Source organism: Streptococcus sp. CCH5-D3, from assembly GCF_001556435.1.
Classification (GTDB): Bacteria; Bacillota; Bacilli; order Lactobacillales; family Streptococcaceae; genus Streptococcus.
In genome coordinates this window covers 1-15,217 of sequence record NZ_LSIW01000097.1, presented here as the reverse complement: position 1 = coordinate 15,217, position 15,217 = coordinate 1, and the positions used below count along the sequence as shown (strand labels likewise).

Sequence of the window (15,217 nt, the reverse complement as noted above, 5' to 3'; positions counted from 1 at the left end):
AATGACAGAAGTAAAAAGACATGTTGAAATCGCAGGTTATGGAGTTTGTCTTCCAAAACAAACCGTACAATTCAAAAATCAAACACGTTATCGTGTTGTAGAAGATGAAGAAACACAGTTGGATTTGGCCGAAGTGGCTATCCAACGAGCTCTTGAAAATGCCAATTTGAAAATTGATGACATTGATTGTCTTGTCTCAGCCAGTGCAGTTGGTGTTCAGCCTATTCCTTGTACTGCAGCCTTGATTCATGAGCGCGTGGCAAAAGGACTTGCCATCCCAGCCATGGATATCAATACGACTTGTACAAGTTTTATCTCAGCTTTATCAACAATGTCCTACTTGATTGAAGCTGGTGAATACCATCGTGTCTTGATTGTATCTAGTGAGGTCGGAAGTCTGGGTCTCAATCCGAAACAAAAAGAAAGTTTTGAACTCTTTAGTGATGGAGCAGCAGCCTTTATTTTCCAAGCAAGTTCTCAAGACAAAGGGGTTATTGCAAGTCTACAACATACCTGGTCAGAAGGTGCTCATGATACTGAAATCCGTGGAGGTTTGACTTCTTACCATCCTAAAAAATATTCAGAAAAGACAAAAACGGACTTTATGTTTGATATGAAGGGCAAGAAGATTCTCCTTTTATCAGCGCATAAGCTTCCTGATATGTTCCAAGAATTCCAAGAGAAAACTCACTTGGCTCTTGCGGATGTGGACTACATCATTCCCCATCAAGCTAGTCGCGCCTTATCTTTGGTAATGGATAAACTTGGTATTGCTGAAGATCAATATCTTAACATAGTTACTGACTATGGTAATATGGTTTCTGTATCTGTTCCATTTGGTTTAGCTTACTCATTAGATCATGGCTTAGTTAAAGAAGGAGATGTCGTCTACCTTTTGGGAACAGCAGCAGGTATGACGGTTAACATGTTGGCCTTGAAATTATAATTTCTTGGCTAGAAACGAGTAGTGTCAAAATGACGGATGAAACTTCTTTTGCTTATAACTTAAGTTAGAGTTGACTGAAAGGTCAGCTTTTTTTCTTGCCTTTACGTCACATGACAAATGTCATATCATGTCATGACATCTGGTGCTAAAAAGAGAGTGACCAAAAAGATATACTTTAGTCATAACTTAGAAATAATAAAAAACGAAAGAGGTCATCTCATGAAAATCAAAACATCTTACCTTATCTACGCTGTCATCGGAACTGTCTTTGCTGGACTTAGCATGTTTACTGACATCTTTGAAAAAGGCAATTTTGAAGCTATCTTCTCAAATTTGGGCATGATTATTGGCTTGTCTATCTCAGCCTACATTCTCATCACTATGGCTAAAAGTTTTATCGACCTTGTTATTAAAGAATTGAAAAACTAGGAGGCCCAGTATGAAATTATTGAAAATACTAAGCATTATGCTCCTAGCAACAACTTGGACAATCCTCTTTGCTTATGTCCTTCTTCATGGCAGCAGTGATATTCTCTACAGTGTTATGGGTGTCTCAGTTGCAGCTTGTTATGTTTTTCTAGCCTTCTACCAAAAGAAAGGAAATCACACACATGAGTGAAGCGGTTCTTCAAGTCACAAATCTTGTTAAAAAAATCAAAGGGAAAACGATTTTAGACCATATTAGCTTTGAGGTGGGACAAGGCGATTGTCTTGCTTTAATTGGTCCCAATGGTGCTGGTAAAACGACCTTAATGTCCTGCATTCTTGGCGATAAGAAAGCCAGTAGCGGTCAAGTCTTTATCAAGGGTAAAAAGGGGAAAGCGCAAGATCAAATTGCGGTCCTCCTTCAAGAAAATACCATTCCCTCACAATTAAAAGTCAAGGAACTGATTGCTTTTTTCCAAGATATTTCTGAAAATGGGTTATCTAAAGTGGAGATTCAAGCACTCTTACAATTCAAAGACGATCAGTATCAGCAGTTTGCGAACAAACTCTCAGGGGGACAAAAACGTCTTCTTGCCTTTGTCCTCTGTCTAATTGGCAAGCCTGACATTCTCTTTTTAGACGAGCCGACAGCAGGGATGGATACTACGACACGCCAACGTTTCTGGGAAATCATCAATGACCTGAAAAAGTCAGGTGTAACCATTCTATATTCATCCCACTACATCGAAGAAGTAGAACACACGGCTGACCGCATCTTGGTCCTTCATCAGGGGAAACTCATTAGGGATACTACGCCACATGCCATGCGTAGCGAGGAAAAGGAAAAACAAGTCACTTTAGCAAGTCGCTTTGCTCCAAATCTTGATAAACTGGCAGCCATTTATGATGTGACTGAAAAACGTGATGTTGTAACCTTTATGACTAAAGATATTGAAAGTGTATGGAGTAGTTTACAAGCTCACGGCTGTCGCATTTCTGACATTGAAATTCAAAACAAGACACTTTTAGATAGCCTATTTGATAGCACAAGGGAGGACAAGTCATGAAAGCACTAGTTAAAATCGAATGGATAAAAACATGGCGCAGTTGGCCCGTCTTTATCATGTCTATCGGAATGCCTGTCGGATTCTTCCTCTTGTATTCAGGTATGGAAATGAGTCCTGACCCAGAGTCACAAAAAGCCTTTATCTTGTCTTATATGTTGACCATGACAGGATTCTCTATGTCCAGCTTTGGTTTCTTTACCTTTCCCTACATGCTTAGAGAGGATCAAACGGAGCACTGGTTAACCTACATCGAACATTCAAAAATCAGTATTCAGGCCTACTACCTATCAAAAATCTTCCGAGTTCTTATGAACTTTATGGTTGCTATCATCGTAACTTTCTGTGTAGGAGCTTTTGTGCGTGATGTTAAGATGCCATTATCACATTGGCTCGGTTCAGGTGCTCTTTTACTCTTGTCAAGTCTAGTCTTTCTATCCTTTGGCTTACTCCTAGCCCAAATTAAGTCTCAACAAATCATGGCTATCGCCGGAAATATCGTCTTTCTTGGTCTAGCTATTATTGGTGGTTCTTGGATGCCAGTAACCTTGTTTCCAAAATGGGTTCAGCACATTTCGGAGTGGACACCCATTTATCATATTAATCAGTTGGTAGTCAATTTTGCGAAAAAAGGGGAATTTTCATGGAAATCACTCATTTTTATCTTGGTCTATGCTACAATAGCTACAGGCTTAGCCCTTTTTATCAAATCGTACAGAGAAAGTGACCATGTTTAGAACATACCAGAAAAATGATTTTGCTTATTTTGTTAGTCTGATTTTCCTAGTCTTCCCGATCTTAGGAGTGTTTGGTGGGGATTTCCCAGTTTGGACTTTAGGTCTGACGCTGGCCTTTACTCTGGCTTATCTCCTTATAGTGTATTTGAAAAAAGCCTATAGCAAGTGGATTCCCTTTCTGTGGTTTTACACTCTAGCTTACATTATCTTTATGTCAGTGACCTTCCAGGGTGGCATGATGTGGTTTATCTTTTTCAACGTTAATCTTCTCGTTTGGCACTTTGAGGATAGCATATCTTCTTATCGATTCTTATCCTTTCTAGCGACACTCTTGATTTTGACGTCATCATCCTTCCAACTGACAGACGATTTGAGCACCCACCTCATGTCTCTGGCTATTACTCTTTTTTCTTTGGGAATGTACTATTTTCAAAACCGTATACGTCAGGAGAGAAAGATGGAAGAAGCCCTTGCAGAGCAGAACCGGACCATTAATATCCTGTCAGCTGAAAATGAACGCAATCGTATCGGTCGTGATTTGCACGATACCTTAGGACATACCTTTGCCATGATGAGTCTTAAAACCGAGTTGGCTCTAAAACAGATGGACAAGGAGCAGTATGAAGCTGCTAGAAAGAATCTGGAAGAATTGAACCAGATTAGCCGTGACTCCATGTACGAGGTGCGTGAGATTGTTAATAAGCTCAAGTACCGAACGGTGGCAGAGGAGTTACTGGAACTTGAGCGACTCTTTGACCTATCTGATATCGTCCTGACCGTGGATAGTAGCCTTGACTTAGACAGCCTGTCACCAGTTAGTCAGTCTACCTTGTCCATGGTGCTTCGTGAACTGGCCAATAATGTCATCAAACATAGCCAGGCCGATAGCTGTCAGATTCGTCTAAGACGTGATCATGGTATTGTCCTTGAGTTTGAGGATGATGGTTGTGGCTTTGAGGAAGTCACAGGACAAGAACTACACAGTATCAGAGAGCGCCTCAGTTTGGTAGATGGAGACTTGGAAATCCTGTCTCAATCGCATCCAACAATCATTCGTGTGCATTTGAAAGAGGGAGGAAAAGCATGAAATTATTAGTTGCCGAAGACCAGTCAATGTTGAGGGATGCCCTCTGCCAGCTCCTCATGTTGGAAGACGATGTCGAAGAGGTCCATGCGGCCAGTGATGGTCAAGAGGCCATTGCCCTCTTGGAAAAAGAAGCGGTCGACGTAGCCATTTTAGACATTGAAATGCCAATTAAGACAGGACTTGATGTTCTGGAGTGGATCCGTGCCAACCAAAGTGAAACGAAGGTTGTTATTGTGACCACCTTCAAACGAAAAGGCTATTTCAAACGAGCCCTCGCAGCCCACGTGGATGCCTACGTGCTCAAAGAACGTTCCATCAGTGACCTCATGGCGACCATCCATACCGTCCTAGCAGGACAAAAGGAGTACTCGCCAGAGCTAGTTGAAGGCGTTGCCTTTGACAATAATCCACTCAGCCAACGCGAACAAGAAGTCTTGGCCATGGTGGCTCAAGGTTCAACCAACCAAGAAATCGCAGAAAGCCTCTTTCTCTCAAATGGAACCGTCCGAAATTACATGACAGCCATCCTGACCAAACTCGATGCAGGCAATCGAACAGAAGCCGTCCGCATTGCCAAGGAAAAAGATTGGTTGGGATGAGGAGAAATAGATAAGAATGAAGTCACCATATGGTGGCTTTTTTCATTATCCTGTTCTATATAGAAAGTATTTTGCATTTTTTCCAATATTTTGATTTATAATAGTGCTATAATTGTAGATAATAATTTTGTTAATTCTAATAACAACCTTTGGATGAAAAGGAGATATCAAATGGTAGTTTCTGAAAAACGAATTGAAGACCTAAAAGGATTAAAATTTAATGTTCCTTCATATCAAAGGGGATATCGCTGGACTGAACATGAGGTTACAACTCTTTTAGAAGACCTCTATACACATAGTAAACAAAACAGAGATTATAAGTACTGTTTGCAGCCCTTGATTGTTAAGAAAGTTTCAGATAATACTTATGATGTAGTTGATGGTCAACAGAGGCTAACAACGATCTTTATTTTTTTGAAATTTATGTCTGCTGAATTTAGTAGTGGCCGTAGAAGAAGTAATCAATATGATTACTTTGAGTTGGTTTATGAAACAAGAGAACAGAGTGCTAAATATTTAAAAGAATTAAATTTTGATACTTATCAACAAATCGAGGATTATGATATTGATGCACATCATATCAGTAAAGCTTTTGCTGCTATTGATAAATGGGTGGAACGAGAAGATATTAATTCGGATAATGCTTTACACGATATTTATCAAGTCTTAACAGAGGCTGTTTTCTTTATTTGGTATGAAATTGATGAGACAGAAGACCCTATAAAACTATTTACCAAAGTTAACTTAGGTAAAATTCCTTTGACTAATGCTGAGCTCATTAAAGCTCTATTGTTAGATCAAACTAATTATGAATCTGAAAATGATAGTGAAAGGATTCAAAGGGGAATAGAATGGGATATTATTGAACATAGACTTCAAGAGGAATCATTTTGGAAGTTTCTTACAAATAGTGAGAATTATGTCACTAGGATAGATCTTTTGTTTAACCTACTTGAACATGAAACTTTAGAAATACCTCAAAATGATATTTATGCAACTTTTTACTCAATCTACGCAAAATATCAAAATGCTGAAAATAAATCGATTTTTATAAGTGAGTACTGGAATGAAGTCTACTTAAAATTTGAAGATTTGACCAATTGGTACAAGGATCTAAATAGGTACCATTTAATCGGCTATCTCTTATCGGTTGACGATAAGAATATTGAAAAGGTCTTTGAGGCTACAAGAGGGAAGAAAAAGTCAGAAGCTTTTTATGAATTAAAAAAAATTGCTTATAAAACTTTGAAAAAAGATATAGGTTCTATCGAAGATTTTTCCTACAGTAGTAAGAAAAAAGAAATTAAGGATCTACTTTTACTGTTTAATCTCGTTACTTTGATTAATAAGAGTGAAAAACAATATCGATTTCCTTTTGATATTTATAAGAAAGAGAAATGGGATATCGAGCATATTCATGCTACGGCTGATGAGACTGCTGAGGCTGATGATAGTCTAGCTAATTTAACCTTGCTAGACTCTAATACGAATCGCTCTTATGGAAATAGCCCATTTGACCAAAAGCGTAGAATTATTCTTGAGGTTGATGCGGAAGGAAAATTTGTACCTGTTTGTACGCGCAATGTGTTCTTGAAAGTCTATAGCAATGAGGTAGATGGATTTGACGACTGGACTGATAAGGATAAAGACAGTTATATTCAAGCGATAAAACAGGAATTCAACCAATTTTTTGGAGATTATGAGGAGTAGTCATGCAAGAGATTAATGTAAAATATAACTTAAAATCATTGTTAGAAAATTATCGAGTCGTAATTCCATTGATTCAGCGAGACTATGCACAAGGAAGAAAGGATAAAAGAACCACAGAAGTTCGAAAAAAATTACTCCAGGATATAAATACTGCCTTACTTGACACAAACGTTGGACCACTCGATTTGAATTTTATTTATGGAAAATCAATTAATGGGAAGTTTATTCCATTAGATGGGCAACAACGTCTGACAACCTTATTTCTGGTTTATCTTTTTGCCTATAGAGATAATGACGAGTGTGACTTTCTAGGTAATTTTTCTTATAAAACTAGAAAGTCTTCTACACAATTTTTCAAGAGTCTATTTGAGAACAGAAAGAATATCTTTACAGAAACAGAAAGTTCTTCAGAAATCATAACAGATCAGCCATGGTTTGCAGATTCATGGCAGTTAGATCCAACTGTACAAGGTGCCTTGAAAACACTAGATGACATTTCTGATTCTTTTGATTATGGGTTTGATTATGTTTCAGTTTTATCAGATTCTAATAACCAAAAACTTGTCTTCAATTTTCTAGATATTGATAAACTTGGTTCAGAAGATGAGCTCTATATCAAACTGAATTCTAGAGGGCGCCCATTAACTGACTTTGAAAATTTTAAAGCAAGATTAATTGATAGAATAAAGAAAATAGATAGTCATTTAGAAAGGGAATTTTCCCAAAATATTGATACAAAATGGACTGATGTTATTTGGAATATTGATAAAAATGCCTTTGACACCAACTTTTTAAATTTATTTGAAATTGTGCTTATCAATAATTTAGATAGCCTTGATTATTCTAAACGCGACAATTGGACTCTTGAAATCGACTTTGAAACTGTAGAAATAAGTCATATAAAAATAATTGTATCTGTTCTTGACTTTCTCTCTCAGAATAAAGTGCCTGAGGTTTCATCTATCTTAGAAGGTTCAATAGTCGACAAAAAACTGAAGGATAGGGTTTATTTTCACGTTATTTCAACATTCTTAGAACATCACGGTGATTCATTAGATACTAGCTATAAAAATTGGTATCGTATCTTTAGGAACTTGATTAATAACTCAGTTATAGATTCTCAAGAGTCATATGAACGGGCAATCAAGGGGATTAATGAACAAATCGAACATACTTCAGACCTGCTAGAATATCTAGCCGAGGGAAATAGAATTAATGGTTTCAGTATTGACCAAGTTGACGAAGAGATTGAAAAAGCTAAATTGATAACTGCAGATGATTCCTATAGAGAGATTATAGAAGTTGCTGAAAATCATCCCTATTTTGATGGTCAGATTCGAAGTTGCTTTTACTTCGAAGCGGATGATTTGCCAAGCAGAAAGATTGATGTTATTTCAATCTATTGGAATAAAATATCAAAAATGTTTACTGAAACAAAGCCTGAAGAAGGTCTATTAATGCGGGCAGCTTTGCTAGCTCTAGGAGACTATACAATGACTACAGCTAATAATTATAAAACGCTGTATCAGGATAATTCAAATGAGTCTTCTGGGTCTGCACCAAGCCTCAAAAGTTTATTTTCATCTCGAAATGAGTATGTCAAAAAACTACTTGATGAACTCGATATGAACAAGCCGCTAGATGTTGAGTATCGTCGTATTATCCAAGAAAATATTAGTAATATAGCTCCTCAAGAATGGCGTTATGCCTTCATTGCTTACTATGAAACCATGTTTAGTAAAATGACTCCTTCACAATATAGAATGAAATCTCCGTTCTGGCTTAATCGTTCAGAGGAGATGTTGTTAATTCCCAATAAGAGCTCTAGTGCTAAAAATTATGATATTCATTTGATAGCACTAGAAGAAAAACTAAAGGAATTAGGAATACAATCTTGTTATGAAAGTGAGAAAGGGATTGAAAGTACCAATAGGATACTCTATATAAATGAAGTATATGAAGTCAGATTTCGAGGAAATCATTTTAGCCTTAATTTAATAGGTGGCGAAGAAGCAGAGGAAGAACATTTTGATTCTACGCTATCATTTTTGGATATAGCAGAATACTTGAATAATAAATTGCACTAATATTATCACAAAGGCTAGTGAAATTCACACTGGCCTTTGTGTATTAAATCTCTATTTTTATTGTAAGCTAGTACAAAAAAGACTAGATATTATTACGAACAGAATTAGGATAATTTTTCAATTTTCAAAGGGACTTTGAGTTTTTTAGATAAGTATTGAAAGTAAAAGCATACTAACGTAGAGGATAATGATATTATATTCTATAAGTTATAATCAAGCATGAGGTCGAATAATGAAAGAAGAAAATAATTTGCAAGGGAAAACCAGTCGTCTTTTATATTTTATGTCTGAATTGGAAAAGGGGCATAAGGTTAATAAAACTGATTACCTTAAACGTTTTAATATCGCCGAGCGAACCTTTAAAGATGATTTAAGGGAATTAAAGGAAAATCTAAAAGTACTTAGAGATGATATGAAAATAAAGTATTCTCGACTTGCAGGAACCTATGAGGCAGAATATAACCATGGTTATGGTAACTTAAAGTACAACCAGGCCGTCATCTTGTCTAAGATTCTTTTAGAAAGTAGAGCACTACGTGTTGAGGAAGTTAGAGAAATCATTGATACTTTTGTAGAGAGAGCTGTTGATGATAGGGAACGTCAGCGTATTAGAAACTTTACGGAACGGGAACTAGAGGAGTATAAGGAATTATCGATTTACAGGGACAATAAGAGTAAATCTATCTTACCTCATCTATCCGCTATTTTTGACGCAATTGAAAATCAGAAGCCTCTTTCTTTTAAGTATACGAAATACCAAGGAAAGGATGCCGATTATGATGTGTTACCGGTCTCGATTATGTTTAATGATCATTATTTTTATTGTATGGCATATAAAGTTGAAGAAAAGGATGGAAGATTAAGAATAGATACAAGGAGTCTTCGTAATTTCAGACTGGATCGTTTTAAAACTGTTCATCGTTCGAAGTATAATACAGAACTAATATTAAGTTCTGAGGAATTAACTCAAATTTTGTCAGATAGTGATGTTCGTTATTATACTTTCTTGATGTTTTCAGATACGGAAAAATTTCGGATTAGATTCAGATATGTTGGTCAGTTTTGGGAAGTACTTGAAGATGATGTCCCTGCACTTAAAGTTATCGAGAAAGATACAAGGAGTACAGTTCCTAGGGTAATATATGAAATTGAAACCTATGGCAGAGATAGTTTTCAACGTTATATTGATCGATTTAATGGGGTATTTACTATACTTGAACTAAAAAAAATAAATAAGTAAAATTGACACTTTTTTTTAATAGCATTTCACAAAAAAACAGAAGTACGTTTTATACGTACTTTTTTTGTTGTATTGTTTGAAAGTATAAAACAGATGGACAATGATGTGTTTAAGGTACTTGTATTGTGTGTTTCTGGTGATAAAATATAGTTATAAAGAAATAATGCAAAACAAAAGTACAGCATTTATTACCAAAAGGAGGAAAGCAAAATGTCTAAAATTAGAAAGATAATCTATAAAAACAAAATGAAACTTATGAAGAACAGACACTCAACAAAAGGTGTTTACTGTCATGGAGCTAAAAAAAATAAAATAGTTTATGAGACTAATGCCAAAGCACTTCGTGCAGTCATGTTGTGTGAGGATCAAACCATTCGTACTTATTATTGTCATTATTGTGCAGGATTTCATACAACCTCAAGACCTGAACATGATGAATTAGATGATTTGTATATGTTTGCGAGAGCATATGTTTGTTAATGGTTAACACTAATAATGAACATAAACAAGGAAAACTCATCTTTTCAGAGTGAAGTGTTGAAATCCATTCATTAGTTGAGAACTAAGAAAATTTATTTTAGAGGGAGAGTAATTATCATGAATCTTATCATATTTTTCGCTACAATTGATGTATTAACTTTTATGGCTTTGGGAATTCTTTTTTCTATGAAATTAAGAGAAACTCGACGGATTAAAGAGATTGAAAAAGAAATCGAAAAGTTTGAAGCTCGAAGAAAGATATATTTAGCCATTTTGGAAGATGACGAGGATGCATTGTTAGCCATTATGAAGAATGACAAAGAGTTATTGTTAGATGTGATAAATGAACTTAGTGTGTAAAGTAGGGATTTATACTTACAGCACTCAAAAAAGGAATTATTTCCAATTCTTTTTAGATTGTCTATCATTAAGTCACCATATGGTGGCTTTTTTGTACCTTATAATCTATCTAAACATTCACAAGCAAGAATGAGAGAAGTTGAAATGAGCCTCTACAGGAATATGTAGAGGCTTTGATGAATTATTGAATTGTGTCATTTTGTTTAGTGAATTAGACGGGTGGTTTTGATTTTTTCAAGTATCAAAACTATTTTCTCTTTTTCGAGAATAACACTTGGTTTCCTTTTTTAACTGCTTTATAATAGAGTAATACTAAGGTCTTCTGCTGTGATAAAGAAGGCAGATTTTAGGAGATGAGAAATTGGCTTTTTGTGTTTAGAGGACACGGTTTGTTGATTTTTTACTGTAGGAGATAGATATGGCAATGATAGAAGTGAAACATCTTCAGAAAAATTTTGTGAAGACAGTCAAGGAACCGGGGTTGAAGGGGGCTTTGCGTTCCTTTATTCATCCTGAAAAGCAGACCTTTGAAGCGGTCAAGGATTTGACCTTTGAGGTGCCCAAGGGGCAGATTCTAGGTTTTATCGGGGCAAATGGTGCTGGGAAGTCGACAACCATTAAAATGCTGACAGGAATTTTGAAACCGACATCTGGTTTTTGTCGGATTAATGGCAAGATTCCACAGGATAATCGCCAGGATTATGTCAAGGATATTGGGGTTGTTTTTGGACAACGAACTCAGCTATGGTGGGACTTGGCCCTGCAAGAGACTTACACGGTTTTGAAGGAGATTTACGATGTCCCAGATTCGCTCTTCCACAAGCGCATGGATTTTTTGAATGAAGTCTTGGATTTGAAGGACTTTATCAAGGATCCCGTGCGGACTCTTTCGCTAGGTCAACGGATGCGGGCGGATATTGCGGCTTCCTTGCTTCACAATCCCAAAGTTCTCTTTTTAGATGAGCCGACCATTGGTTTGGATGTGTCGGTCAAGGACAACATTCGTCGGGCCATTTCTCAGATTAATCAGGAAGAAGAAACAACTATTCTCTTGACCACTCACGATCTGAGTGACATTGAGCAACTCTGTGATCGGATTTTTATGATTGACAAGGGGCAAGAGATTTTTGATGGAACGGTTAGCCAGCTCAAGGAAACCTTTGGCAAGATGAAGACTCTCTCCTTTGAACTGGTACCAGGTCAAGGTCATTTTGTCTCTCATTATGAAGGCTTACCTGATATGTCCATTGATAGACAAGGAAATACTCTCAATATTGAATTCGATAGTTCCCGCTACCAGTCGGCCGATATTATCAAGCAAACCCTGTCTGATTTTGAAGTCCGTGATTTGAAGATGGTAGATACAGATATTGAAGATATTATCCGTCGCTTCTATCGAAAGGAGCTCTAAGATGGTCAAATTGTGGAGACGTTATAAACCCTTTATCAATGCAGGGATTCAGGAGTTGATTACCTATCGAGTCAACTTTATTCTCTATCGGATTGGCGATGTCATGGGAGCTTTTGTGGCCTTTTATCTCTGGAAGGCTGTCTTTGACTCCTCCCAGGAGCCTTTGATTCAGGGCTTTAGCATGGCAGATATCACCCTCTACATCATCATGAGTTTTGTGACCAATCTCTTGACCAGGTCTGATAGCTCCTTTATGATTGGGGAGGAGGTCAAGGATGGCTCCATTATCATGCGCTTGCTGAGACCAGTTCATTTTGCGGCCTCTTACCTTTTTACCGAACTTGGCTCCAAGTGGTTGATTTTTATCTCTGTTGGACTGCCATTTTTAAGTGTCATTGTTTTGATGAAAATCCTGTCTGGGCAAGGGATTGTAGAAGTGCTGGGATTAACTGTCCTTTATCTCTTTAGCTTAACTCTGGCTTATCTGATTAACTTTTTCTTTAATATCTGCTTTGGATTTTCAGCCTTTGTGTTTAAAAATCTTTGGGGTTCCAATCTACTCAAGACTTCCATAGTGGCTTTTATGTCTGGAAGTTTGATTCCCTTGGCTTTCTTTCCAAAGGTGGTTTCAGCTATTCTCTCCTTCTTGCCTTTTTCATCCTTGATTTACACTCCGGTTATGATCATTGTTGGGAAATACGATGCCAGTCAGATTCTTCAAGCGCTTTTGCTCCAGTTCTTCTGGCTTATAGTGATGGTGGGCTTGTCTCAGTTGATTTGGAAACGAGTCCAGTCATTTATCACTATTCAAGGAGGTTAGTATGAAAAAATATCAACGCATGCATCTGATTTTTATCAGACAATACATCAAGCAAATCATGGAATACAAGGTTGATTTTGTAGTAGGTGTCTTGGGAGTCTTTCTGACTCAAGGTCTGAACCTCTTGTTTCTCAATGTTATCTTTCAACATATCCCATCCCTAGAAGGTTGGACCTTTCAAGAAATTGCCTTTATCTATGGATTTTCCTTGATTCCCAAGGGCTTGGACCATCTCTTTTTTGACAACCTCTGGGCTTTAGGTCAACGCCTAGTTCGAAAAGGGGAGTTTGACAAGTATCTGACTCGTCCTATCAATCCTCTCTTTCATATCCTCGTTGAGACCTTCCAGATTGATGCTTTAGGCGAACTTTTGGTCGGTGGCATTCTATTAGGAACAACAGTATCAAGCATTGCTTGGACCCTTCCAAAATTCCTGCTTTTCCTAGTCTGTATTCCTTTTGCGACCTTGATTTATACTTCCTTGAAAATTGCGACAGCCAGTATCGCTTTTTGGACCAAACAGTCAGGCGCCATGATTTATATTTTTTATATGTTCAATGATTTTGCCAAGTACCCGATTTCCATTTACAATTCGCTCCTTCGTTGGTTGATCAGTTTTATCGTGCCATTTGCCTTTACGGCTTACTATCCTGCCAGTTATTTCTTGCAGGGTAAGAATGGGCTCTTTAATATCGGTGGTTTGATCCTGATTTCCCTTGTCTTCTTTTTCATTTCCCTCAAACTCTGGGATAGGGGCTTGGATGCCTACGAAAGTGCTGGTTCGTAAGAGGTAAAGTAAGACTAAAATCAAGAAAGGAACTTATGATGTTTACAATTGAAGAAGTCAAGGATGAAGATCAAAAAATGGCAGTTGTTGATGAGGTTTTAAAGGATTTGCCAGAATGGTTTGGAATACCTGAAAGCACGCAAGCCTACATCGAAGGAGCCAAAGATTTGCAAGTTTGGGCAGCCTATCAGGAGAGTAATTTGACTGGATTTGTAAGCTTGTCCTATTCTAGTGAAGAGTGTGCAGAGATTGATTGTCTCGGCGTAAAAAAAGCTCATCAAGGTAGAGGAATTGGGAGTCAATTGCTTGCTACTTTAGAAAGTGAAGCACGCAAACAAGTAGACTACCTACAGGTAAAAACAGTAGCAGAAGGCTCTAATAAAGATTATGATCGAACAAATGTCTTTTATCGAAGTGTTGGTTTTAAAAAATTAGAGATTTTTCCTCAACTTTGGGATCCCCAGAATCCTTGCCAGATTTTGATAAAGAAAATCGTTTAAAACTTCCTGACAAAAAATTGAGAGTGCCATACTATAAAAGTGTTAGCCAATTTAGCTCAGTTGGTAGAGCAAGGCACTCGTAAAGTCTAGGTTATAGGTAGATAAACGACTGAGGATTTGAAAAAATAGATATGTAGAAGATAACCGTTAAGTCTTATTCTTAGCGGTTTTTTATATTGTTTAATAGCGCTGATATTTCATTAATGATGTTTGACTTTGTGATGTTGCTAGTGCTTTAAGTTGATTGCTACTATTTTTGATGGTGTGAATGTTCTGATAATGTACCCCAGCTAACTACGAAAGTTTTTGACTCTATGTTTTTAACGCTTATTAAAAAATAAATTAATGTAGGTTAATTTTTCTTGACTTAAATTTTTTAAATGATATACTATTTTTCTGGAGAGCTAACAATTATATATAAATGTACTACTCTATTTCCTAGATAATACTTATACTCGATGAAAATCAAAGAGCAAACTAGAAAACTATCCGCAGGTTGCTCAAAGCACTGCTTTGAGGTTGTAGATAGAACTGACGAAGTCAGTAACCATACATACGCTAAGACGACGTTGACGCGGTTTGATGCGATCTTCGAAGAGTATTAGTAAAACTTTTTATAACAAATGCTAGCAAAGTTAAAGTTTACTATCTATTGGAAGTTAAATAAATATGTAAGGAATTAAAATGAAAAAAAGTACAGTATTGTCATTAACCACAGCTGCAGTTATTTTAGCAGCATATGTCCCTAATGAGGTAATCCTAGCAGATACACCTAGTTCTGAAGATTCTTTAAAAATATCTGATAAAGAAACAGTAGTAGGTAAACAAAACGAAAACAAAGAAAAACTTGAAGATATTCATAATGTTATAGAAACTTCAAAGGATACTGAAGAAAAGAAAACAACAATTATTGAGGAAAAAGAAGTTGTTAGTAAAAATCCTGTGATAGACAATAACACTAGC

Annotated in this window: 17 protein-coding genes; all 17 read left to right on the top strand. The window is 36.7% G+C overall.

Annotation, left to right across the window (positions count from 1 at the left end):
• The first annotated feature begins 1 nt into the window (after nucleotide 1).
• The gene (locus tag AX662_RS06390; RefSeq protein WP_060971946.1) at nucleotides 2-946 is read left to right on the top strand and encodes a 3-oxoacyl-[acyl-carrier-protein] synthase III C-terminal domain-containing protein; all 945 of its coding nucleotides are present in this window, start codon (nucleotides 2-4) and stop codon (nucleotides 944-946) included.
• Between the two features lie 219 nt (nucleotides 947-1,165).
• Nucleotides 1,166-1,375 carry a hypothetical protein gene (locus tag AX662_RS06385; RefSeq protein ID WP_014632978.1) on the top strand — a complete coding sequence of 70 codons (210 nt, stop codon included), beginning with the start codon at nucleotides 1,166-1,168 and terminating at the stop codon, nucleotides 1,373-1,375.
• A gap of 10 nt (nucleotides 1,376-1,385) precedes the next feature.
• On the top strand, nucleotides 1,386-1,565 hold the full coding sequence (locus AX662_RS06380) for a hypothetical protein (protein ID WP_024009968.1): 180 nt from the start codon (nucleotides 1,386-1,388) through the stop codon (nucleotides 1,563-1,565).
• The gene (locus AX662_RS06375) at nucleotides 1,558-2,439 is read left to right on the top strand and encodes an ABC transporter ATP-binding protein (protein ID WP_060971945.1); all 882 of its coding nucleotides are present in this window, start codon (nucleotides 1,558-1,560) and stop codon (nucleotides 2,437-2,439) included. The genes AX662_RS06380 and AX662_RS06375 overlap by 8 nt, the downstream gene beginning before the upstream one ends.
• Nucleotides 2,436-3,173 carry an ABC transporter permease gene (locus AX662_RS06370; protein WP_060971944.1) on the top strand — a complete coding sequence of 246 codons (738 nt, stop codon included), beginning with the start codon at nucleotides 2,436-2,438 and terminating at the stop codon, nucleotides 3,171-3,173. The genes AX662_RS06375 and AX662_RS06370 overlap by 4 nt, the downstream gene beginning before the upstream one ends.
• Complete coding sequence (locus AX662_RS06365) at nucleotides 3,166-4,260, top strand: sensor histidine kinase (protein WP_060971943.1); 1,095 nt, start codon at nucleotides 3,166-3,168, stop codon at nucleotides 4,258-4,260. The genes AX662_RS06370 and AX662_RS06365 overlap by 8 nt, the downstream gene beginning before the upstream one ends.
• Entirely contained in the window at nucleotides 4,257-4,859 is a 603-nt protein-coding gene (locus tag AX662_RS06360) for a response regulator transcription factor (RefSeq protein WP_060971942.1), read from the top strand. Before AX662_RS06365 ends, AX662_RS06360 begins: the two co-directional genes overlap by 4 nt.
• Before the next feature lie 171 nt (nucleotides 4,860-5,030).
• The gene (locus tag AX662_RS06355; protein WP_060971941.1) at nucleotides 5,031-6,569 is read left to right on the top strand and encodes a DUF262 domain-containing protein; all 1,539 of its coding nucleotides are present in this window, start codon (nucleotides 5,031-5,033) and stop codon (nucleotides 6,567-6,569) included.
• A gap of 2 nt (nucleotides 6,570-6,571) precedes the next feature.
• On the top strand, nucleotides 6,572-8,656 hold the full coding sequence (locus AX662_RS06350; RefSeq protein WP_060971940.1) for a DUF262 domain-containing protein: 2,085 nt from the start codon (nucleotides 6,572-6,574) through the stop codon (nucleotides 8,654-8,656).
• Between the two features lie 232 nt (nucleotides 8,657-8,888).
• Nucleotides 8,889-9,896 (top strand): helix-turn-helix transcriptional regulator, encoded by a 1,008-nt coding sequence (locus AX662_RS06345; protein WP_060971939.1) that lies wholly within the window; start codon nucleotides 8,889-8,891, stop codon nucleotides 9,894-9,896.
• A 210-nt stretch (nucleotides 9,897-10,106) separates the two neighbouring features.
• Nucleotides 10,107-10,376, top strand: a complete 270-nt coding sequence (locus AX662_RS06340) for a hypothetical protein (protein ID WP_060971938.1) — start codon at nucleotides 10,107-10,109, stop codon at nucleotides 10,374-10,376.
• 117 nt (nucleotides 10,377-10,493) lie between these two features.
• Nucleotides 10,494-10,736 carry a hypothetical protein gene (locus tag AX662_RS06335; protein WP_060971937.1) on the top strand — a complete coding sequence of 81 codons (243 nt, stop codon included), beginning with the start codon at nucleotides 10,494-10,496 and terminating at the stop codon, nucleotides 10,734-10,736.
• A gap of 418 nt (nucleotides 10,737-11,154) precedes the next feature.
• Complete coding sequence (locus AX662_RS06330; RefSeq protein WP_060971936.1) at nucleotides 11,155-12,147, top strand: ABC transporter ATP-binding protein; 993 nt, start codon at nucleotides 11,155-11,157, stop codon at nucleotides 12,145-12,147.
• Between the two features lies 1 nt (nucleotide 12,148).
• Complete coding sequence (locus AX662_RS06325) at nucleotides 12,149-12,967, top strand: ABC transporter permease (protein WP_060971935.1); 819 nt, start codon at nucleotides 12,149-12,151, stop codon at nucleotides 12,965-12,967.
• Between the two features lies 1 nt (nucleotide 12,968).
• Nucleotides 12,969-13,754 carry an ABC transporter permease gene (locus tag AX662_RS06320; protein ID WP_060971934.1) on the top strand — a complete coding sequence of 262 codons (786 nt, stop codon included), beginning with the start codon at nucleotides 12,969-12,971 and terminating at the stop codon, nucleotides 13,752-13,754.
• A gap of 38 nt (nucleotides 13,755-13,792) precedes the next feature.
• Complete coding sequence (locus tag AX662_RS06315; RefSeq protein ID WP_060971933.1) at nucleotides 13,793-14,254, top strand: GNAT family N-acetyltransferase; 462 nt, start codon at nucleotides 13,793-13,795, stop codon at nucleotides 14,252-14,254.
• Nucleotides 14,255-14,938: 684 nt separating this feature from the next.
• Nucleotides 14,939-15,217, top strand: a 279-nt coding sequence (locus tag AX662_RS06310) for a hypothetical protein (protein ID WP_156430699.1), incomplete at its 3' end; no start/stop codon positions are given.

Coding starts and splice junctions, on each gene's coding strand:
- AX662_RS06345 (WP_060971939.1), top strand. CDS start 8,889: ATGAAAGAAGAAAATAATTTGCAAGGGAAAACCAGTCGTCTTTTATAT.
- AX662_RS06390 (WP_060971946.1), top strand. CDS start 2: ATGACAGAAGTAAAAAGACATGTTGAAATCGCAGGTTATGGAGTTTGT.
- AX662_RS06365 (WP_060971943.1), top strand. CDS start 3,166: ATGTTTAGAACATACCAGAAAAATGATTTTGCTTATTTTGTTAGTCTG.
- AX662_RS06380 (WP_024009968.1), top strand. CDS start 1,386: ATGAAATTATTGAAAATACTAAGCATTATGCTCCTAGCAACAACTTGG.
- AX662_RS06315 (WP_060971933.1), top strand. CDS start 13,793: ATGTTTACAATTGAAGAAGTCAAGGATGAAGATCAAAAAATGGCAGTT.
- AX662_RS06385 (WP_014632978.1), top strand. CDS start 1,166: ATGAAAATCAAAACATCTTACCTTATCTACGCTGTCATCGGAACTGTC.
- AX662_RS06335 (WP_060971937.1), top strand. CDS start 10,494: ATGAATCTTATCATATTTTTCGCTACAATTGATGTATTAACTTTTATG.
- AX662_RS06360 (WP_060971942.1), top strand. CDS start 4,257: ATGAAATTATTAGTTGCCGAAGACCAGTCAATGTTGAGGGATGCCCTC.
- AX662_RS06375 (WP_060971945.1), top strand. CDS start 1,558: ATGAGTGAAGCGGTTCTTCAAGTCACAAATCTTGTTAAAAAAATCAAA.
- AX662_RS06325 (WP_060971935.1), top strand. CDS start 12,149: ATGGTCAAATTGTGGAGACGTTATAAACCCTTTATCAATGCAGGGATT.
- AX662_RS06330 (WP_060971936.1), top strand. CDS start 11,155: ATGGCAATGATAGAAGTGAAACATCTTCAGAAAAATTTTGTGAAGACA.
- AX662_RS06370 (WP_060971944.1), top strand. CDS start 2,436: ATGAAAGCACTAGTTAAAATCGAATGGATAAAAACATGGCGCAGTTGG.
- AX662_RS06320 (WP_060971934.1), top strand. CDS start 12,969: ATGAAAAAATATCAACGCATGCATCTGATTTTTATCAGACAATACATC.
- AX662_RS06355 (WP_060971941.1), top strand. CDS start 5,031: ATGGTAGTTTCTGAAAAACGAATTGAAGACCTAAAAGGATTAAAATTT.
- AX662_RS06350 (WP_060971940.1), top strand. CDS start 6,572: ATGCAAGAGATTAATGTAAAATATAACTTAAAATCATTGTTAGAAAAT.
- AX662_RS06340 (WP_060971938.1), top strand. CDS start 10,107: ATGTCTAAAATTAGAAAGATAATCTATAAAAACAAAATGAAACTTATG.